This is a genomic window from Paraburkholderia saeva (assembly GCF_907164555.1).
Taxonomy (GTDB): Bacteria; Pseudomonadota; Gammaproteobacteria; order Burkholderiales; family Burkholderiaceae; genus Paraburkholderia; species Paraburkholderia saeva.
Map to the genome: position 1 here is coordinate 13266 of NZ_CAJQZC010000012.1, position 20943 is coordinate 34208.

The 20943-nt window shown below is 62.8% G+C and carries 19 protein-coding genes; 13 read left to right on the forward strand and 6 right to left on the reverse strand.

All coding sequences use genetic code 11. The annotated features are described in order from the left end of the window. Positions 1-271: 271 nt before the first annotated feature. From LPA36_RS25110 to LPA36_RS25135, 6 genes are all read left to right on the forward strand, one after another. Positions 272-1756, forward strand: a complete 1485-nt coding sequence (locus LPA36_RS25110) for an NCS1 family nucleobase:cation symporter-1 (RefSeq protein ID WP_228882739.1) — start codon at positions 272-274, stop codon at positions 1754-1756. Between the two features lie 24 nt (positions 1757-1780). Then, positions 1781-2626: an aspartate/glutamate racemase family protein gene (locus LPA36_RS25115; RefSeq protein ID WP_228882742.1), complete on the forward strand. Its 846-nt coding sequence runs from the start codon at positions 1781-1783 to the stop codon at positions 2624-2626. Positions 2627-2781: 155 nt separating this feature from the next. Next, entirely contained in the window at positions 2782-3732 is a 951-nt protein-coding gene (gene puuE / locus LPA36_RS25120; protein WP_228882744.1) for an allantoinase PuuE, read from the forward strand. Further along, positions 3729-4250 (forward strand): 2-oxo-4-hydroxy-4-carboxy-5-ureidoimidazoline decarboxylase, encoded by a 522-nt coding sequence (uraD, locus tag LPA36_RS25125; protein WP_228882746.1) that lies wholly within the window; start codon positions 3729-3731, stop codon positions 4248-4250. The genes puuE and uraD overlap by 4 nt, the downstream gene beginning before the upstream one ends. 91 nt (positions 4251-4341) lie before the next feature. Then, a complete protein-coding gene (gene alc / locus LPA36_RS25130) occupies positions 4342-5355 on the forward strand; it encodes an allantoicase (RefSeq protein ID WP_228882748.1) in 1014 nt (337 codons plus the stop codon). Next, a complete protein-coding gene (locus LPA36_RS25135; RefSeq protein ID WP_228882750.1) occupies positions 5352-5864 on the forward strand; it encodes an ureidoglycolate lyase in 513 nt (170 codons plus the stop codon). The genes alc and LPA36_RS25135 overlap by 4 nt, the downstream gene beginning before the upstream one ends. A 70-nt stretch (positions 5865-5934) precedes the next feature. Here the strand turns inward: LPA36_RS25135 and LPA36_RS25140 are convergent, their stop codons facing one another. The 4 genes from LPA36_RS25140 to uraH all read right to left on the reverse strand — a co-directional run bounded on the left by LPA36_RS25140 (position 5935) and on the right by uraH (position 9607). Then, positions 5935-7293 (reverse strand): type II toxin-antitoxin system HipA family toxin, encoded by a 1359-nt coding sequence (locus LPA36_RS25140; protein WP_228882751.1) that lies wholly within the window; start codon positions 7291-7293, stop codon positions 5935-5937. Further along, positions 7290-7559 carry a helix-turn-helix domain-containing protein gene (locus LPA36_RS25145; protein WP_228882754.1) on the reverse strand — a complete coding sequence of 90 codons (270 nt, stop codon included), beginning with the start codon at positions 7557-7559 and terminating at the stop codon, positions 7290-7292. Before LPA36_RS25145 ends, LPA36_RS25140 begins: the two co-directional genes overlap by 4 nt. A 258-nt stretch (positions 7560-7817) precedes the next feature. Continuing rightward, on the reverse strand, positions 7818-9011 hold the full coding sequence (locus tag LPA36_RS25150; protein WP_228882756.1) for a urate hydroxylase PuuD: 1194 nt from the start codon (positions 9009-9011) through the stop codon (positions 7818-7820). Positions 9012-9253: 242 nt separating this feature from the next. Next, complete coding sequence (gene uraH / locus LPA36_RS25155; protein WP_228882758.1) at positions 9254-9607, reverse strand: hydroxyisourate hydrolase; 354 nt, start codon at positions 9605-9607, stop codon at positions 9254-9256. Between the two features lie 496 nt (positions 9608-10103). Here uraH and LPA36_RS25160 point away from each other — a divergent pair, with 496 nt between their 5' ends. Next, complete coding sequence (locus LPA36_RS25160; protein ID WP_228882761.1) at positions 10104-11498, forward strand: 8-oxoguanine deaminase; 1395 nt, start codon at positions 10104-10106, stop codon at positions 11496-11498. A 74-nt stretch (positions 11499-11572) separates the two neighbouring features. On the opposite strand, the gene LPA36_RS25165 is transcribed toward LPA36_RS25160, so the two are convergent. Further along, complete coding sequence (locus tag LPA36_RS25165) at positions 11573-12505, reverse strand: LysR substrate-binding domain-containing protein (RefSeq protein ID WP_228882767.1); 933 nt, start codon at positions 12503-12505, stop codon at positions 11573-11575. Positions 12506-12761: 256 nt separating this feature from the next. Between LPA36_RS25165 and LPA36_RS25170 the strand changes: the two genes are divergently transcribed. The 4 genes from LPA36_RS25170 to LPA36_RS25185 all read left to right on the forward strand — a co-directional run bounded on the left by LPA36_RS25170 (position 12762) and on the right by LPA36_RS25185 (position 17692). Next, complete coding sequence (locus LPA36_RS25170; RefSeq protein WP_228882768.1) at positions 12762-14390, forward strand: ABC transporter ATP-binding protein; 1629 nt, start codon at positions 12762-12764, stop codon at positions 14388-14390. Between the two features lie 57 nt (positions 14391-14447). After that, positions 14448-15554, forward strand: a complete 1107-nt coding sequence (locus LPA36_RS25175) for an ABC transporter permease (protein WP_228882770.1) — start codon at positions 14448-14450, stop codon at positions 15552-15554. A gap of 26 nt (positions 15555-15580) precedes the next feature. Next, the gene (locus LPA36_RS25180; RefSeq protein ID WP_228882772.1) at positions 15581-16510 is read left to right on the forward strand and encodes an ABC transporter permease; all 930 of its coding nucleotides are present in this window, start codon (positions 15581-15583) and stop codon (positions 16508-16510) included. Between the two features lie 90 nt (positions 16511-16600). Then, entirely contained in the window at positions 16601-17692 is a 1092-nt protein-coding gene (locus LPA36_RS25185) for a BMP family ABC transporter substrate-binding protein (protein WP_228882774.1), read from the forward strand. Positions 17693-17884: 192 nt separating this feature from the next. Here the strand turns inward: LPA36_RS25185 and LPA36_RS25190 are convergent, their stop codons facing one another. Then, positions 17885-18094 carry a dodecin gene (locus tag LPA36_RS25190; RefSeq protein ID WP_228882776.1) on the reverse strand — a complete coding sequence of 70 codons (210 nt, stop codon included), beginning with the start codon at positions 18092-18094 and terminating at the stop codon, positions 17885-17887. A 171-nt stretch (positions 18095-18265) separates the two neighbouring features. Here LPA36_RS25190 and LPA36_RS25195 point away from each other — a divergent pair, with 171 nt between their 5' ends. Together LPA36_RS25195 and LPA36_RS25200 are read left to right on the forward strand one after the other, a co-directional pair. After that, positions 18266-19219: an NAD(P)-dependent oxidoreductase gene (locus LPA36_RS25195; RefSeq protein WP_228882778.1), complete on the forward strand. Its 954-nt coding sequence runs from the start codon at positions 18266-18268 to the stop codon at positions 19217-19219. A gap of 93 nt (positions 19220-19312) precedes the next feature. Then, positions 19313-20905, forward strand: coding sequence for an ABC-F family ATPase (locus tag LPA36_RS25200; protein ID WP_228882779.1), 1593 nt, complete (start codon positions 19313-19315; stop codon positions 20903-20905). Positions 20906-20943: the final 38 nt, after the last annotated feature.

Sequence of the window (20943 nt, forward strand, 5' to 3'; positions counted from 1 at the left end):
GGCCGCGCTGCACTGAACGTGAACTGAAGTGAATCGAATGAATGCACGGTGATCGTACTGCGCGTGCGCGCAGCGGGCATCGTGCTATCGAAGACGTTTGGATACGGGTCCGCGGCCCGGTTCAAACCATCAATACAGGTACGTAAGTACGGAGACAACCGCGGCGCCCGCAGGCATACGCAACCAGCCGTCACGAAAGACGGCGCGCGGTGCAGGCGGACGAGAATGCCCCCACGATCAGTGTTCGACGATCTCATTTCCAGGAGGAGTCATGGCTCAGTTCAGTGCAGCACCGGGTAACCCCGCCATTCCCGCATTCGAAGAGGGCGCCAGCGAAGGCGATGCGTCCATGCCCGCAGGCTACAGCGAACGTCTGTACAACGAAGATCTTGCGCCGCTCAAGCATCAGACGTGGAGCGCGTACAACATCTTCGCGTTCTGGATGTCGGACGTGCATAGCGTCGGCGGTTATGTGTTCGCGGGCAGTCTCTTCGCGCTCGGTCTGACAAGCTGGCAGGTGCTGATTGCGCTGCTCGTCGGTATCACGTTCGTCAACCTGCTGTGCAACCTGATCGCAAAGCCCAGCCAGCAGAACGGCGTGCCGTATCCGGTCGCGTGTCGCGCGACGTTCGGCGTGCTCGGCGCGAACGTGCCGGCTGTGATTCGCGGGCTGATCGCGGTGGCGTGGTACGGCATCCAGACGTATCTCGCATCGAGCGCGCTCGTGATCGTCGTGCTCAAGTTCTTCCCGCAGATGCTGCCTTATGCCGACGTGCACCATCACGGCTTCATGGGCCTGTCGACGGTGGGATGGGCCGGCTTCATGCTGCTGTGGGTACTCCAGGCGCTCGTGTTCTGGCACGGAATGGAAATGATCAAGAAGTTCATCGACTTCGCCGGCCCGGCCGTGTACGTCGTGATGTTCATTCTGGCCGGCTACATGGTCTGGCGCGCGGGCTGGCAGAACATCGGCATCAACCTCGGCGGCGTGAAGTATCACGGCATGGAAGTCGTGCCGGTGATGATCACGGCGATCTCGCTGGTCGTGTCGTACTTCTCCGGACCGATGCTGAACTTTGGCGACTTCTCGCGCTACGGCAAGAGCTTTCGCAGCGTGAAGCGCGGCAACTTCTGGGGCCTGCCGGTCAACTTCCTCGCGTTTTCGCTGGTGACGGTGATCACGACGGCCGCAACGCTTCCGGTGTTTGGCCAACTGATTACCGATCCGGTCGAAACGGTGGGCCGCATCGACTATCCGATGGCAGTCGTGCTGGGCGCGCTGACTTTCACCATTGCGACAATCGGCATCAACATCGTGGCGAATTTCGTCTCGCCGGCGTTCGACTTTTCGAACGTGGCGCCGCGTCTCATCAGCTGGCGCGCGGGTGGCATGCTGGCGGCAGTGGCGTCGATTTTCATCACGCCGTGGAACCTGTTTAACAACCCCGCCGTGATTCACTACACGCTCGATGTACTGGGCAGCTTTATTGGTCCGTTGTATGGTGTGCTGATCGTCGACTTCTACCTCGTGAAGCGTCAGAAGATCAAACTGCACGACCTGTACTCGATGTCGGAAAAAGGTGCGTACTGGTATCGCAATGGCGTGAACTACACGGCGGTCCTGGCCCTGTTGCCGGCTGCAGCGATTGCGGTTGCCTGCGTGCTTGTCCCTGGCATGAACGGCATGGCGAATTTCTCGTGGTTCATTGGCGCGCTGCTTGGCGCCGGGTTCTATCGCGCGCTCGTGCGCAAGTAAGTGACGTTGCAGCAAGGAGTCGACATGCGTATCAAGCTCATCAATCCCAACACGACGCAACGGATGACGGACGCGATGGGCCGCTGTGCCCGCGACGTCGTCGCGCCCGGCACCGAGCTCGTGGCGGTCAGCCCGACGATGGGGCCGCCGTCCATCGAAGGCTATTACGACGAGGCGCTGGCCACGCCGGGCCTCCTTGCCGAGATCGCGGCGGGCGAGCGCGAAGGCTTCGATGGTTACGTGATCGCGTGCTTCGGCGATCCAGGCTTGTATGCGGCACGCGAACTGGCGCGCGGACCGGTGATCGGCATCGCCGAAGCCGCGATGCATGCGGCGAGCGTGCTGGCCCCGGGCTTCTCGGTCGTCACGACGCTGTCGCGCACCTGCGGCATGGCGTGGCATCTTGCTGAGCGCTATGGAATGAAGCGCTTTTGCCGTAACGTGCGTGCGACTGACGTCGCCGTGCTCGAACTCGATCGCCCGGGCTCGGCGGCGCGTCGCATCATCCTCGACGAATGCCGCCGGGCGCTCGACGAAGACGGCTCGGACGCGATCGTGCTCGGTTGCGCGGGCATGGCCGAGCTGTGCGCGGAAATCGAGGATGCGCTGGGTGCGCCCGTCGTCGAGGGTGTCACGGCGGCGGTCAAATGGGTCGAGGCGCTTGTGTCGTTGCGGCTGGGTACAGCCAAGCGTGGCGACTACGCGCGCCCGCTGGCAAAGCGCTACGACGGCGAATTCGCGCGTTTCAGCCCGACGGAGGATGCCGCTGGTGCGACGAGCGCAACCGTTGCAGCGAAGATAGGGGTAAACGCGAGCGCTTCGTCGACCGAAGCCCCGTCCATCGCGCCGACGCACATACACTCCGTCTGACCCGCACTATCTGCCCGGATGTATGGGCGCATCCGGGTGTTTTCGATACACTGACTTCGTCCTGACGGCAGGGCAGCGATGCGGTTTTCGCCGTTTCACGCCTGTCGTCCCCGCGAATTCCAGTCGCAATGTCACTACCCGGTTTTCGTCAAATCATGTCATTCGATTCGAACTACCCACGCGATCTGATCGGCTATGGCCGCCATCCCGTGCAGGCGAACTGGCCCGGTCGCGCTCGCGTTGCCGTGCAGTTCGTGCTTAATTACGAGGAAGGCGGCGAGAACTGCGTGCTGCATGGCGATCCGGGCTCGGAGCAGTTCCTGTCGGAAATCGTCGGCGCGGCTGCGTTTCCGTCGCGGCACATGAGCATGGAGTCGATCTACGAATATGGCTCGCGTGCCGGTGTGTGGCGCATCTTGCGCGAATTCGAAAAACGCCAGCTGCCGCTCACTGTTTTTGGCGTGGGCATGGCGATCGAACGTCATCCGGAACTCGCGCGCGCATTCGTTGAACTCGGTCATGAGATCGCGTGCCACGGGTATCGCTGGATTCACTATCAGGACGTGTCGCCGGAGAAAGAGGCGGAACACATGCGTCTTGGCATGGAGTCGATCGAGCGCGTCACGGGCGAGCGTCCGCTTGGCTGGTACACCGGCCGCGACAGTCCGAACACCCATCGTCTCGTCGCGGAATATGGCGGTTTTCTGTACGACTCCGACTATTACGGCGATGACCTGCCGTTCTGGATGGACGTAGAAGTGTCGGGTGGCGAAACGAAACCGCAACTGATCGTGCCGTACACGCTCGACACCAACGACATGCGTTTCGCCAGCCCGCAGGGCTTCAACACCGCTGATCACTTTTTCACGTATCTGCGCGACGCGTTCGACGTGCTCTACGAAGAGGGCGACGAAGCACCGAAGATGCTCTCGATCGGCATGCATTGCCGGCTGCTGGGTCGTCCGGGCCGCTTCCGCGCGCTGCAGCGTTTTCTCGATCACATCGAGCAGCACGATCGCGTCTGGGTGGCGCGGCGCGTCGATATCGCGCGCCACTGGCGCGAACATCATCCTTATCAGCAATCCAACCACGGGGCCGCGGCATGAAGGCCATGCAATATACCCTCGACCAGCTCAATCACATTTCGACCGATGCGTTCGTCGCGGCGTTGTCGGGCATTTTCGAACACTCGCCGTGGGTTGCGGAAGTCGCAGCATTGCAGCGGCCGTACGCCGACATCGACGCACTGCATCGCACGATGTCGCAAGCGGTCGAAGCGGCCGGCGAGGCGAAACAGCTGGCGCTCATCAACGCTCACCCGGAGCTCGCCGGCAAGGCCGCGGTACGCGGCGAACTGACCGCCGAGTCGACGCGCGAGCAGAGCGGCGCCGGACTTTCGCAGTGCACGCAGGAAGAGTTCGACAAGCTGTTGCGCCTGAATCAGGCCTATCGCGAGAAGTTCGGCTTTCCGTTCATTCTCGCGGTGCGCGGCTACGACCGCCACGGCATCATCGCGAACTTCGAGGCGCGCGTGAATAACAGCCGTGCTGACGAACTGCGCGCAAGCCTCGACCAGATCTATCGCATCGCACGCTTCAGACTCGACGACCTGATCGACGCCTGATCGACGCACATGCGCGTGAGGCGCGGCGCGCGGGTCGAACGAAGCCGAAGCGCGGCGGTTTTTGCACTAACAGACACAAAGGAAGACAACGATGGCACTCCCGATTCTCGATCCTAACGCCCCCGACTTCACGCGCCGCTATGTGAACCTGGCGGACCCGCGTCTGGGCGCACAGGCGCTCGAAACCAGCGACGATTTCTTCGCGCCGAAAGAACGCATGCTGAATCCCGAGCCGGCCGTCTTCATTCCGGGTAAATACGACGATCACGGCAAGTGGATGGACGGCTGGGAAACGCGTCGCAAGCGCGTCAGCGGTTACGACTGGTGCATCGTGAAGCTCGCGCGCCCCGGCGTGATCAAGGGCCTCGATATCGACACGAGCCACTTCACCGGCAACTTTCCGCCGGCGGCTTCAATTGAAGCTGCGCGTGTGGTCGACGGCGCGCCGAGCCAGTCCACGCAGTGGACCGAAATCGTTCCTTCGATGACGCTGCAGGGCAACAGTCACCACTATGTCGACGTCAGCGATGCAAACGCGTTCACGCACCTGCGCGTGAATATCTATCCGGACGGCGGCATCGCACGTCTGCGGGTGTACGGCCAGCCGCAGGTCGACTGGGCGGGCGCGAGCCGCACCGAACAGTTCGATCTGGCCGCGATGGAAAACGGCGCGTATCTCGTGGCCGCGAACAACCAGCACTTCGGCGCTGCGTCGACGATCCTGATGCCGGGCCGCGGCGTGAACATGGGCGACGGCTGGGAAACGCGCCGTCGTCGCGAGCCGGGTAACGACTGGGCAATCGTGGCGCTGGCACAACCGGGCGTCATCAAGAAGATCGAAGTCGATACGGCCCACTTCAAGGGCAACTTCCCGGATCGCTGCTCGATTCAGGCAGCTTACGTGACGGGCGGCACGGACAGCTCGCTCGTGACGCAGGCGATGTTCTGGCCGCTTCTGCTGGGCGAACAGAAGCTGCAGATGGACAAGCAGCATTACTTCGAAAGCGAGCTTGCGGCGCTCGGTCCCGTTACACACGTGCGCTTTAACATCATTCCGGACGGTGGTGTGTCGCGTCTGCGTCTGTGGGGCACGCTCGCATCATGAAAACGCTCGCCATCGAACCGTTGACGCGCGAAGCGTTCGCCCCGTTCGGCGACGTGATCGAACTCGAAGGCGCGAAGCAGATTCCAATCAACCTCGGCACGACGATCCGCTTTCACGATCTGGCGAAAGTCGACGTGACGGATGAGGGCGGCCGCACGCTCGTCAACCTGTTTCGCGGACAACCGCGCGTGCTGCCGTTCGAGGTGAAAATGCTCGAGCGGCATCCGCTGGGAAGCCAGGCGTTCGTGCCGCTGAACGACAAACCGTACCTGGTGGTCGTGGCGCCGGCAGGCGAGCTGGATCCTTCGGGAATTCGTGCGTTTGTCACAAGTGGCTGGCAGGGTGTGAACTACGCGAAAGGCGTCTGGCACCATCCGCTGATCGCGCTTGGCGAGGTGAGCGATTTTGTTGTCGTCGATCGTGGTGGCGACGGGCTGAATCTCAACGAGCAGGATCTGGTCGAGTCGCTCTGGCTCACTGAAGATGCGTTGAGCGCAGTGTCGGTTTAACCGCGAAGGCGATTCGATGCAAAAAGCCCACGGCGTTGTCGTGGGCGTTTTGTTTTGTGTCAGACCAGGCCTAAATTCCACCGCGTTTTCCCAGCAGCGGCGAGGGGCCGACGACTTTTCGCGCGGGCTCGGCCGGCTCGGGGTCAGAAAATCCGGCGGCTTCTATCGCGGGCGTCAGCCCCTTGAAGAGCACGCTCTTTTTTGGGCTGCGCAACGATTCCATGCCTTCGTTCCACGCGTGCAGCATCTGCTTTGCCACGCTGCGCCATTGCGGCTCGTTGCTGGCCGCTGCGATCACCTCGTGTCCCACGGATACCGCGGAGTCGCAGAGCGCTTCGACCATCGCCGCATAGACGCGCGGTGCGATACCGGCGCGGGTGTTGAAGAAACGCTCGAGCGTCTTTCCTGCCGCCCATGTCTTGCGGCCATCGACGGGCAGCCCCGGCGGGTTCGCCGCGAAGCGCGGATAGGCCTGGGTCGTCACGATGTCGTACGCGGGCGTGAACGCGACATCGTCAACCGATGTGTAGAAGAGCGCCACGTTCTTCGTATGGCAATCGGCGTTGCGGACAACGTAGTTCGTCAGCAGGTGCCACGCAAGCTGTTCCAGTTGCGATCGCAAGCTGTCCCGTTGAAGCAGATAGGCTTTTGCCGCATTGACCATTTTTTCGGTCGTCGAGTTGTATTTTTCGTGCGGCGGCAGACCGAGCAGGCCGCACATGTCCTCGACGCCGTACACCGGCAGTCCCGCTTCGTTCACGTCGAAGCGTTCGACGACGAGCGCGCGGCCATCGTCCGACATCTGTGTGCGCGCAACGGGCGCAACGCCGAGCTGTTCGAGCACGCGCATCGAGTAGTACTCGTTGAAGCCGAGAAACGGGGTGTTCCCGTCCGAGCCCTTGACGATATACCGGCTGGTTTTGATCGTCGATTTGCCGAGCGGCAGCGGCGGCGTTGCGCGACTGGCGGCGTTGCTTTCTGGCGCGATGAACTTCGGCACGGCGCCGGAAATGGCCGCGCGCGCATACTGGCGGACCAGCCGGGCGAAGTGATCGCCGGTGTTGTCGCCGTGAAGAATCTGCTTGACGTCGAGTGCCTGCAGTTCCGTACCGGGCGCCACGCCTTCCGGCGTCACCGTGACGCGGCCAATGCCCATCGCGCCCACCACGGCAAGGAGCGACAGGTCGGTGCCATCGAGCAATGGGCCGAACTGCTCGCGGATCAATCCGAGCAGATAGCCTTCGGGGAGATTCTGGCGAAAGAACGGATGCAGATCGCGCGGCCAGCGCCACGCTTCTTCGCGCACCGGCATCGCGAGACTGATGAAATCCGTGGGGGCGACGTCGCGCTCGTACCTGAGGACGTAATCGTCACTCTCGCGGAAGAGTGACGCGACTTTCCGGCCCTGCACATGAACATCGAGCCTCATTGCGCCGGCCCGTTCGATGCACGCTGCTCGGCGAGGATGTCATCGAGCGTGCGGCCGTGCCCGTGTGCGACGACTTTCAGGTCGTAGCCGGCAGCCTCAAGCAGACGAACCAGGACCGACACGCTCATGTCGCCTTTCGCCAGCGTTTCCATGCGGGCGACGGTCGTACGCGCGACGCCGGCGCGGCGAGCCAGTTCGTTCTGTGACAGGGCGGTTTCGCGACGGACATCCTTGAGCATGTCCGAAACGTCGGCGAGTGTCGTCATGTGTAGCCCCTGGGCATCAATAATCGGTTTATGCCGCTTATTGTAGTCCATTAGACACAATGGCCGGTCGACAATTTGTAGCCTAAGGGCTACATAAATGGCCAAAAATGCCAAAACTGTAGCCTATGGGCTACATAACATAAGCCCCGTCTGCCGGGACTCAAACGAAAGCGGGCCTTTGCAACGCAAAGACCCGTTCTGATGCCGTACAGCACGGACGCTGGACGCGCGACGTCCAGCGCTGCCAGAGGGCGCGTGTTACTTCACCGCTCCGCCCTGGAACCATGCGGCGATTTTCTGCCGCTCGTCGTCGGTCATGTGGGTGACATTGCCAAGCGGCATCGCTTTCAGTGTCACTGCCTGCTGATAGATGCGCTGCGCGTTCTGCGAGATTTCGTCGGGCGTATCGAACAGCACGCCGGCTGGCGCGCTGCCCATCATCGTCGGATGTGCGGAGTGGCAGGCGACGCAGCGTTGCTGCAACACCGGCTGGATATCTGCGACCTTGATGACAGGCGCATTCGCAGCCTGTGCCTGCGCGACGACCGGCTTCGGCATCGTCCAGGCCAGCGCGACGAACATCAGCGCAATCCCGACGAGCGGCAGATACCACAGCACTTGACCGCGGTGGCGCATCACGAAGAACTGACGGATCAGCGCACCGGCCAGCATGATCACGACGAGCACGGCCCAGTTGTACGGATGCGTGTACGTCATCGCGTAGTGGTTCGACAGCATCGCGAACACCACGGGCAATGTCACATACGTGTTGTGCACCGAGCGCTGCTTGCCGCGCTTGCCATAGATCGGGTTCGGCACTTCGCCCTTGAGCATCGCGTCGACCATCTTGCGCTGGCCCGGGATGATGACGAAGAACACGTTCGCCGACATGATCGTCGCGAGCATTGCGCCCATGATCAGATACGCGGCGCGCCCAGCGAAGATATGGCAGGCAAGCCATGCCGCGATCAGCACATAGACGCCGACGCAGATGCCGAGCACACGGTCCTTGTTGCCGAGCAGACGGCACAGCGAGTCATAGACGATCCATCCGGCCATCAGGAAACCCAGCGCCGAAAAGATCGCGACGACGGGGCCCATGTCGAGCACGTTCTTGTCGATGAGGTAGGTGTTCGGCGCGAACAGGTACAGCACGGTGAAAAGGCCGAAGCCCGAGAGCCACGTCGTGTACGACGGCCACTTCGACCAGTGAAGGTCTTCGGGCATTTCCGGTGGCGCGACCGTGTACTTCTGCATGTTGTAGAAACCGCCGCCATGCACATGCCACAACTCGCCGAACACGCCGCGACGACGCTGGTTCGGGTCCGTCGGCGGTTTCAGGCTGTTGTCGAGTGCGACGAAGTAAAACGATTCGCCGATCCAGGCGATCGCGGCAATAACGTGAAACCAGCGAATCGCGAGATTCAGCCAGTCGGTGATAAAACCTTCCATGAAACGCCTCCACTTCTCATTCGTTGGCGCGTAGCGCCTTGCTCTCTGGTTCGACGGCGTTTTGCAGGTGCGTCTCCTGGCATCTGCAAAACGCGGCGGTATTGCGGGGTGTTGCTATCCGACCGGGGTGTTTCGATCTGCACGGCGCGGGAATGTGGATTTCGTCAAAACTGACGGATCATCTCCACTGACCGCTTGTCCTTGCAGGCATCGAGACAGTCGCTGCCGAACAAGTTGCCACTTCAGCTGCCGCGATACGTGCTCCATGACCACGGCGACACCAGTAGCGGCACGTGCCAGTGCGCGCCTGCATCGGCGACACCGAAACGCAACACGACGCGATCGACAAAGCGCGGTTCGGGCGCTTTCGTACCGGTCGAGGCAAAGTAATCGCCTGCATGGAACACGAGTTCGTATTCGCCGGTGACGAGTGCGTCGCCTTCGAGCAGCGGCGCGTCGCAACGGCCGTCGTGATTGGTGGTGGTGGTTTTGATCGCGCGGCGCGTGTCGCCGGAGAGCGCGAAGAGTTCGATCTTGATGCCCGCGCCGGGACGGCCGTTCGCGGTGTCGAGCACGTGGGTAGTGAGCTTGCCCATTCGCAGTTTTCCTTGTGTAAATTGCGAGTTTCAGCGGCGGCCCGATCCAGAATACGTTGCGGCGGATCGAGGCTCCACGTCAGTGGCTACATACCCGTCGGCGAATTGAAGCGAGCGCCGTGGCAGCCATTGTAAAAAGGATGTCGCATCCGCGCGTGCCCGATAGGAAAGATAATACCTGGCGCATACACACACCTGTCTAACGGCCGCCGGATGCGGGTTTCCCCGTACACATCGAAGCCAGAACCGATGCTACCGACGCCAAAAAAGGACCGGTATATCGGGTTTGTGAAGACAAGTATGGCGACTGCGCGAATTGCCAGCGCAATTTTGGCCCCTGAAGGTTACGACCATGCGCAGCGTGCTGCGCGTCCCGAAGACGGCGCAGTATGCTGGGTAACCGGGCCAACGGCGTTCGAAGGGACGCGGCGGCGCCGGAGCGTGCTCGCCGCATCGCGTTCGGACGGTATCAACCTCGCGGGACCGGGAGACACGAATGACGATGCAAACACAGACACAGACTCAAAAGCGCGGCCGGACGATGTTCGTGAAGCACGCCGACGTACTGGTCACCATGGATGCCACGCGGCGCGAAATACGCGACGGTGGTCTCTATATCGAAGACAACCGGATCGTCGCGGTGGGTCCGACGAACGAGTTGCCACAGAGCGCCGACGACGTGCTCGACATGCGCGGGCATCTCGTGATTCCGGGACTTGTCAACACGCATCACCACATGTATCAGAGCCTGACGCGGGCGATTCCGGCCGCGCAGGATGCGGAGCTTTTCGGCTGGCTGACGAATCTGTACAAGGTGTGGGCGAACCTCACGCCGGAGATGATCGAAATCTCGACGCTGACCGCGATGGCCGAACTGCTGCTCTCGGGCTGCACGACATCGAGTGACCATCTGTACATCTATCCGAACGGTAGCCGGCTCGACGACAGCATCGTGGCCGCGCAGCGCATCGGCATGCGGTTTCATGCGAGCCGCGGCAGCATGAGCGTCGGTCAGAAGGATGGCGGACTGCCGCCGGATTCGGTCGTCGAAAAAGAAGCGGATATCCTGAAGGACACACAGCGCCTCATCGAGACGTATCACGATGACGGTCGCTACGCGATGTTGCGGATGGTCGTCGCGCCGTGTTCGCCGTTTTCGGTGAGCCGCGATCTGATGCGCGAGTCGGCGACGCTTGCACGGCAGTACGGCGTATCGCTGCACACGCATCTGGCGGAGAACGTCAACGATATCGCGTACAGCCGCGAAAAGTTCGGCATGACGCCTGCGCAGTATGCAGAAGACCTCGGCTGGGTCGGACATGACGTGTGGCATGCACACTGCGTTCAGCTCGACGACGAAGGCATTGCGCTCTTCGCGCGGACAGGAACCGGTGTCGCGCATTGTCCGTGTTCGAACATGCGACTTGCGTCCGGTATCGCGCCCGTGAAAAAGATGCGGCTCGCGGGCGTGCCGGTGGGTCTGGGCGTCGATGGTTCCGCGTCGAACGATGGCGCGCAGATGGTCGCCGAGGTACGTCAGGCGTTGCTGCTTCAACGCGTAGGCTTCGGTCCCGATGCAATGACCGCGCGCGAAGCGCTCGAAATCGCGACGCTGGGTGGCGCGAAAGTGCTCAATCGCGACGATATCGGCGCGCTGGCGCCGGGCATGGCTGCGGATTTTGTCGCGTTCGATCTGCGCCAGCCGCTCTTTGCAGGCGCGCTGCACGACCCGGTTGCCGCGCTTGTGTTCTGTGCGCCGTCACAGGTTGCGTACAGCGTGATCGGCGGGAAAGTCGTGGTGAAGGACGGTGTCCTGACGACGGTCGAACTGGGCTCCGTGATCGAGCAGCACAACCGTCTGGCGAAGCGTCTGTATGAGGCCGCGGCCTGAGCCGCGTCGCGCGAAAGAGAACGTGGAAACCGGCCGCGCGTCCCGCGCGCCGGTACAAACACGAAAGATGGCGCTTAAGGCTTGTCGATCAGTGTGCGGGTCGCCTCGGCGACGAGGCTTCTGAGCCAGCGCACTTCGTCGGAGTAATGGCAGCGCTCGTGCCACAGCTGGTAGTACTGCATCGGCGGAAAATCGAGTGGTGCGGGTACGACGGTGAGCGGCAGGAATTTCGCGTAATGATCGGCAAAGAGACGTGTCGTCGTGAAGATCAGGTCGGACTTGATCAGCACATACGGCGCGAGATTGAAGTAGGGCAGCGTGACGACCACATGACGTTTCAGCCGTTCACGTGCGAGGTGAACGTCGATGGCGCCGCGCTGACCGACCGAATACGGCGTGGGCGCGAGGTGCGGCGCGTTCAGGTACTGGTCGAGCGTCAGGCCGCCGCGTTTGGCGAACGGATGCGTGTTGCTCATCAGGCACACGATCTGGTCGACGAAGAGGTTCGACAGATGCAGTTGTTCAGGCGGTTCCGGCCAGTTGCCGACGACGATATCGAGCTTGCCGTCTTCGAGCGCGAGTTCGTAGTCGAAGGACGGGCCGAGCGAATGAAACTCGAGCGTCGCGTTAGGCGCCGCCTGACGGAAACGTTCGACGACCGTCGGCACGAACAGCACGTTGAGGTAGTCCGGGCAACCGATGCGGTAGCAACGAATGGACGTGGCAGGATCGAAGTTGTGCTGCTGGAACTTGATCCGCTCGATTTCGCGCAGTGCATTCTGCACGGGTTCGAGCAGACGCAGCCCATACTCGGTCGGCACCATGCCCGACTTGCCACGCACCAGCAGCGGGTCGCCCGTGATATCGCGCAGGCGGCGCAACGCCGCGCTGATGGCGGGCTGTGACTGGTTGAGCTTGACCGCCGCGCGGGTCACGCTGCGTTCCATCAACAGCGTGTGCAAGACGCGTAGTAAGTAAGTATCGATCGCCTCGCGTTGCTGACTCATGACTTCTCCGGGGGTTATATGTTCTGGCTGATCGAGTGGGCGCTGGGGTATATGCGTTTTAGTATGGACAGAAAGCGCCGTCAAGGGTGGCTTACCCGCAACACCTTGGTGCGACGCGGGTTTGCGGGAATTTTGATGGCTCGACGGGTTGTGTCGAATTAGGTATTGTCACCCGGCTGCAACGCCGCCCAGCGTGCTTCGCATGGTTTTGGGCAGTCGTCCTGCAGATGGCAGTCACTGCGTACTACGGAATTACATGGTCGACATTTCTACCTCTGGCGGCGACGCCGCCGCACGGCCCGCAGGCACATCGACGGCTAAGGCCGGGGTGGCGCCGCGTCTCGCGCTGTCGGGCATCAGCAAGCAATATCCGGCCGTGCGTGCCAACGACGATGTGACGCTCATCGTCGAGCCTGGCGAAATTCACGCCGTCCTCGGCGAGAACGGCGCGGGCAAGAGCACGCTGATGAAGATCATCTACGGCTCGGTGCGTCCCGACGCAGGCGAGATCCGCTGGGAAGGGCAGGCCGTCGAGATCGCGAGCCCGGCCGCCGCGCGCAAGCTCGGCATCGGCATGGTGTTCCAGCACTTCTCGCTGTTCGAAACACTGACCGTCGGCGAAAACATCGCGCTCGCGCTCGATGAGCCATTCGACCTCAAGACACTGTCGCGACGCATCCGCGAGGTGTCGGCTGATTACGGCCTCGACATCGACCCACAGCGACATGTGCACAGCCTCACAGTCGGCGAGCGGCAACGCGTCGAGATCGTGCGTTGCCTGCTGCAGAACCCGCGTCTCCTGATCATGGACGAGCCTACGTCGGTGCTCACGCCGCAGGCCGTGCGCAAGCTCTTCGCGACGTTAAAGCGCCTCGCATCCGAAGGCTGCAGCATTCTGTACATCAGCCACAAGCTCGATGAGATCCAGGAACTCTGCGACACCGCGACGGTGATGCGCGGCGGTCGCGTGACCGGTCACGTGAAGCCACGCGAGGAAACGCATGCGTCGCTCGCGCAGCTGATGGTCGGGCATTCGCTGCCGGACTACGAGCGTCGCGCGCATACGCCGGGCAACGTACTGCTCGACGTGAAGCATCTCTCGGTGGCAAGCGAAGATCCGTTCGGCACCTCGCTCGACGACGTGTCGTTCTCGGTTCACGCAGGCGAAGTGTTCGGCATTGCAGGTGTCTCGGGCAACGGGCAAGCCGAACTGCTGGCGGCTCTGTCGGGCGAGCAGCGAGGCAACCGCGCCGATGCGATCACGATCTGCGGCAAGGCAGCGGGCAGGCTCGGCGCGGGCGGCCGCCGTTCGCTCGGCTTTGCGTTCGTGCCTGAGGAGCGCCTCGGGCGCGGCGCGGTGCCGGCCATGTCGCTAGCCGACAACGCGCTGTTGACCGCGCATCGTCAGAAGATGGTGAACGCCGGCTGGATCAAGACGAAGGCAATGCGCGCATTTGCGGACCGCTGCATCGCATCGTTCGACGTGCGCTGCGGGGGCGCCGACGCGCTCGCGCAGAGCCTGTCGGGGGGCAACCTGCAGAAGTACATCGTCGGGCGGGAGATACTCCAGGCGCCGAAGGTGCTCGTGGTCGCGCAACCCACGTGGGGCGTCGATGTCGGCGCGGCTGCGTTCATCCGTCAGCAGCTGCTCGATCTGTCGGCGAGCGGCGTTGCGATCCTCGTGATCTCCGAGGAACTCGAAGAGCTGTTCGACATCTGCGACCGCATCGCCGTGCTGGCGCGTGGACGTCTGTCGCCGGTTCGTGCGACGGGCGAAACAAATGCGGAAGAAATCGGCCGCTGGATGGCAGGCCTCTTCGGCGAGCGCCAGGGCGGCAGCGAAGGCACGCCACCGCCGCCGTCCGGAGAGCCGGCGCACGCCTGACCGCCCGGCCGCACGCCTGAGACCAAACACATAACAACACGCTAACTACGGCTACCCATGATTTTTCCGTACCGACTCGAAGCGCGCACGACGCCCTCCCGCACGATGCGGCTTGCCGTGCCGCTGATCGCCGCGCTGCTTACGCTCGCGATCGGCTTCCTCATTTTCAGCCTTGTCGGCCGTGATCCGCTGCAGGCGATGCACGCGTTCTTCATCGAACCGCTGTCGAGCGTCAACGGCTGGTCAGAGCTGTTGCTGAAAGCCTCGCCGCTGTGCCTGATCGGCCTCGGGCTCGCGATCGGGTATCGCGCGAACGTCTGGAACATCGGCGCCGAAGGGCAGATGATTCTGGGCGGCATCGGCGCGAGCGGCGTCGCGATCTACTTCGACCAGGCGACGGGCTGGTGGATCCTGTTCCTGATGATGATCGCCGGCATGCTGGCCGGCATGGCGTGGGCGGCGATTCCCGCGCTCCTGAAAAGCCGCTTCAACACGAACGAAATCCTGACGAGCCTGATGCTCACCTACGTCGCGACGCAGTTGCTGATCTGGCTTGTCAGTGGCCCGTGGCGCGATCCGCAGGGTATGAACTTTCCGCTCTCGGAGATGTTCAGCGGCGACGCGCTCTATCCGACGTTCGCCGGCGACTGGCACTGGAAAGTTCTGCGCGGCACGCGTCTGAACGCGTCGGTCATTGTGACGCTCATCGCAATTCCGCTGGTATGGGTGTTCATGAGAAAGAGCTTCGCGGGTTACCGGATGAACGTCGGCGGTCTCGCGCCGCTCGCCGCGCGCTATGCCGGCTTCTCCGAAAAGAAGGCGATCTGGACGTCGCTCCTGATCAGCGGCGCGCTCGCGGGTCTCGCCGGTATGGGTGAGATCGCGGGCCCGATCGGCCAGTTGCAGGCGACGTGGTCGCCGGGCTACGGCTTCACCGCGATCATCGTCGTGTTCGTCGGGCGACTGCATCCGGTCGGCATCGTGCTCGCGAGCCTGCTGATGGCGCTCCTGTATCTCGGCGGCGAAGCGGTGCAGACCTCGATGCAGTTGCCGCAGGCACTCTCCGGCGTGTTCCAGGGGTTGCTGCTGTTCTGCCTGCTGGGCGCCGACCTGTTCGTGAACTACCGCGTGCGCCGCCACACCGTGGCTTCCCATACCCATTAAGACCCACTGATTTCCCGACAAGCCACATGGATATCCAGCAAGCCAGCGCGCTGACCTCGAGCGCCGTCGCCGCCGCCATTCCGCTGATGTTCGCGGGCGCGGGCGAACTCGTCACCGAGAAATCGGGCGTCCTCAACCTCGGCGTCGAAGGCATGATGCTGATGGGTGCCGTCACCGGCTACGCGGTGACGGCTGTCACCGGCAGCCCGTGGCTCGGCGTCGTGGCGGCAATCGGCGCGGGTCTCGCGATGTCGCTGCTGTTCGCGTTCCTCACGCTGACGATGCTCGCCAACCAGGTCGCCACCGGCCTTTCGCTGACGATCTTCGGCATCGGCCTGTCGGCGTATGTCGGCAAGCCGTACACGTCGGCCGCCGTGCGCGCGACGATCGATACCTGGACGATTCCTGGCCTCTCGAAGATTCCCGTCATCGGTCCCGCGTTTTTCAGCCTGACGCCGCTGGATTACCTCGCGTTCGCGATGTTCGCCGTGATCGGCTGGTTCCTGTATCGCACGCGCGCCGGGCTCGTGCTGCGCTCGGTCGGCGAATCGCCCGCCGTCGCGCATTCGGTTGGCTTTCCGGTGATTGGCGTGCGCTACGGCGCGACGCTGTTCGGCGGCGGCATGGCGGGTCTGGCGGGCGGCTACTACTCGATCGTCAACCTGCATCTGTGGCAGGAGCAGCTGACGTCCGGCCGCGGCTGGATTGCCCTCGCGCTGGTGGTGTTCGCGACGTGGCGTCCGGGGCGGCTGCTGATCGGCGCGCTGCTGTTCGGTGCGGTGACGGGCCTGCAGTTTTACGCGCAGGCGATCGGTGTGCCGGTACCGACGCAATTCCTCGCGATGACGCCGTATATCGCGACCGTCGTCGTACTGGTGCTGATTTCGCGCAATCCGAACACGATCCGGCTGAACGCGCCGGCATCGCTTGGCAAACCGTTTTTCGCCGCGGGCTGACCGCGCGGCGCGTGCGCGTGTTCGTGCGCGTGTTCGTGCATTTCACAGAATCTTTTTGAACGTTCCAATCACACGACAGGAGAAACCACAATGAGAAGAAAAATGCTGACCGCGCTCGCACTGGCAGCCGCCACGCTGGGCCTTGGGGGCACGTTGACGCAGACCGCCCGCGCGGCCGATGCGCCGGGCGTCGCGTTCGTCTACCTCGGCAATCCGGGCGATGCGGGCTGGACGTTCGCACACGATCAGGGTTCGAAGGAAGCCGAGGCGAAATTCGGCAACAAGATCAAGATCACGCGCGTTGAAAACGTGCCGGAATCGGCCGACTCGGAACGCGTGTTCCGCGATCTGGCGAACAAGGGCAACAAGATCATCATCGGTTCGAGCTTCGGCTTCCAGGACTTCGAACTGAAAGTCGCGAAGGACTTCCCGGACACGGTGTTCCTGCACGCGACCGGCTACAAGAAGGCCGCGAACTTCGGCACGTATGACGTGCGGATGTACCAGGGCGCGTATCTCGCGGGCGTCGTCGCGGGCTACGTGACGAAGACGAACACGCTGGGCTTCGTGGCATCGGTGCCGATTCCGGAAGTGGTGCGCAACATCAATGCATACACGCTCGGCGCGCGTTCGGTGAACCCGAAGATCCACACGAAGGTCATCTGGATTAACAGCTGGTTCGATCCGGGCAAGGAAAAGCAGGCGGCTGAAACGCTGATCGGGCAGGGCGCCGATGTGCTGCTGCAGAACACCGATTCGAGCGCGACGCTTGCAACCGCTTCGGAAAAGCACGTGCACGCGTTCGGCTGGGATTCGGACATGAAGAAGTTCGGTCCTGAAGCTCACCTGGGTTCGGTGGTCGCGCACTGGGGCGTGTACTACAACGCCGCGATCCAGCAGGTGCTGGACGGCAAGTGGAAGAACGATCCTGTGTGGTGGGGCATCCCGCAAAAGGCCGTCAATCTCGAGGACCTGAATACGGGCGCGATTCCGGCTAACGCGCAGAAGGATGTCGAAGCAAAGCGCACCGAACTCGCGGGCGGCAAGTGGGACGTGTTCACCGGCCCGATCAAGGACCAGTCGGGCAGCGTGAAGGTGCCGGCCGGCAAGACGCTGACGGATCCGGAACTGCAACGCCTCAACTGGTATGTGGAAGGCGTAGACGGCTCGCTGCCGAAGTAACGTATCGCATCAGCCCGCGGCATGCGAAGCCATGCGCGGGCCGGTCATGTTCGACCAGGCGGCGAGCTTCCAGCGTCGTCGCTTTCAGGGGCTGTGGCCGACCGGACACAGCCCTTTTTTGTTGCGCGCGCGCACGATCGCACGCACCAAACGCGAGTGACCGTGAGCGACCGTGCCTCTTTGCCTGAGCGTCTAGTCGTCGATGCGCAGGCCGACCTTGAGCGTCACCTGCCAGTGGACCACCTTGTTGTCTTCGATTTGTCCGCGTGTCTCCGTGACCTGGAACCAGTGCAGGTTGCGCAGCGTCTTTGCCGCTTTTTCGATTGCCGTGCGTATGGCGTCATCGCTCGATTTCGTCGACGATCCGGTCAGCTCGATCTGCTTGTAGACGTGGTCTTTCATGAGCCCTCCTTGGGTTGAAGAAAGTATAGGCAATGACGCGGCCGTCAACGGGCCGCCCGCTGCATTCAGGTCCGCATGGAGCGTGCCCGGCGCGGCGTCGCCGGTGTCACCAGTGACGGCCGGGCGGTATCATGGCCAGCAACTCAACACCCGATGAAGAAGGACAGCAACGTGGAAACCGGATTCTGTGGCCCCGGACTGATGGGCGCGCCGATGATCAGGCATTTGCTGCGTGCCGGCCATGCCGTGCATGTCTGGAACCGCACCCGCGCGAAATCCGAGGCCTTGCAGGCTGATGGCGCGACGCTCGCCGATACGCCGCGCGAACTCGCCGCGCGCGCCGAAGTCGTTGTGCTGTGCGTCGCCGACGCCGCGGCCGTCGAAGCAGTGGTTTTCGGCGAGCACGGCGTGCTGGGCCCGGATGCGCACGCCCATGGCCAGACGCGCCCAAAAGGGAAACTGCGCTGGATCGTCGATCATTCGAGCATTCCGCCGGCGGTGACCCGAAGCCTTGCCGCGCGCGCCGCGGCGGCCGGCGTGGGCTGGATCGACGCGCCAGTGTCGGGCGGCACGACGGGTGCGGTCGCCGGCACGCTGGCCGTGATGGCGGGCGGTGAGGCGGCTGACGTCGAAGCGGTCACGCCGCTCATCAAGGCGTACGCGTCGCGCGTCACGCACATGGGCGCAGCCGGCGCCGGCCAGACGACGAAACTGTGCAACCAGGCGATCGTCACGTCGACCGTCGCGGCCATCGCCGAAGCGGTCACGCTTGCGCAGCGCAGTGGCATCGACGCTGCGCGCCTGACCGAAGCGCTCGCCGGTGGCTGGGCCGATTCCGTGCTGCTGCAGACGTTCGTGCCCCGCATGACACAAACGGGCTTCGCGCCGCTGGGGGCGTTGAGCACTTTCCAGAAAGACGTCGAGACGGTCGCCGCCACGGCTGCCGACACTGGCACGCCGATGCCGGTCGCGGGCACGGTTCAGCAACTGTTGCGACTGGCAGTTGCCGCGGGTCTCGCGGATGCCGATTTCACGGCATTTATCGACGTATTGCAGCCAGAGCGCCACCAGGCGCTGCGCGACGCTAACGGGACCGCGCGCGGAACAAAACGGGCCGGATCGTAACGGCGACGACGCACGCGCCGGGCAGGGCGTCCTGTTCCAATAACCTGCTAAAATATCGGGTTTTTCGCAGTCAACATATTCAAAGGACGCGCCGTGCTGTCTACCGCCAACATCACCATGCAATTCGGGCCGAAGCCCCTCTTCGAGAACATCTCGGTCAAATTCGGGGAAGGCAACCGCTATGGCCTGATCGGAGCGAACGGTTGCGGCAAGTCGACGTTCATGAAGATCCTCGGCGGCGACCTCGAAGCGAGCTCGGGCAATGTGATGCTCGAACCGAACGTGCGCCTCGGTAAATTGCGCCAGGACCAGTTCGCGTACGAAGACGTGCGCGTGCTCGACGTCGTCATGATGGGCCACACGGAAATGTGGGCCGCGATGACCGAGCGCGACGCGATCTACGCGAACCCGGACGCCACCGACGACGACTACATGCACGCCGCCGAACTCGAAGCGAAATTCGCCGAGTACGACGGCTACACGGCCGAGGCGCGCGCGGGCGAACTGCTGCTTGGCATCGGCATCGCGATCGCCGACCACAACGGTCCCATGAGCAACGTCGCGCCGGGCTGGAAACTGCGCGTGCTGCTCGCGCAGGCGCTGTTCTCGAAGCCGGACGTACTGCTGCTCGACGAACCGACCAACAACCTGGACATCAACTCGATCCGCTGGCTGGAAGACGTGCTCAACCAGTACAACTCGACGATGATCATCATCTCGCACGATCGACACTTCCTGAACCAGGTCTGCACGCACATGGCCGACATGGATTACGGCACGCTGAAGGTCTATCCGGGCAATTACGACGACTACATGCTCGCGAGCACGCAGGCGCGCGAGCGTCAGCAGGCCGCGAACGCAAAGGCGAAAGAACGCGTCGCCGACCTGCAGGACTTCGTGCGCCGCTTCTCGGCGAACAAGTCGAAGGCGCGTCAGGCCACGAGCCGCGCGAAGCAGATCGAGAAGATCAAGATCGAGGAATTCAAGCCGTCGTCGCGCCAGAACCCGTTTATCCGCTTCGAGTACGAGAAGAAGCTGCATAACATCGCGGTGGTGGCGGACACGATTACCAAGAAGTACGACCGCACGATCTTCCAGAACTTCAATCTGAGCGTGCAGCCGGGCGAGCGTATCGCGATCATCGGCGAGAACGGCGCGGGCAAGACCACGCTGCTGCGTTCGCTGCGCGGCAATATCGAACTCGATCACGGCACGGTAAAGTGGGCGGAAAACGCGAACATCGGTTACATGCCGCAGGACACGTACGAAGAGTTCCCGGACGACATCACGCTGATGGACTGGATCGACAACTATCGCCAGGAAGGCGACGATGAACAGTCGGTGCGCGGCACGCTCGGTCGCCTGCTCTTCAACGCCGACGACATCCGCAAGTCCGTGAAGGTGCTCTCGGGTGGCGAAAAAGGCCGCATGATCTGGGGCAAACTGATGCTCGGCCGCCACAACGTGCTGCTGATGGACGAGCCGACGAACCACATGGACATGGAATCGATCGAATCGCTGCAGATCGCGCTGGAGAAGTACGAAGGCACGCTGATTTTCGTTTCGCACGACCGTGAGTTCGTGAGCGGCCTCGCGAACCGGATCGTCGAAGTGCGTACCGATGGCACGCTGAACGACTTCGGTGGCAATTACGAAGACTTCCTGCTGAGCCAGGGCGTGCAGTAACGCCTGATTGCGTTGACGCTTTAACGCAGGTTCGAGGG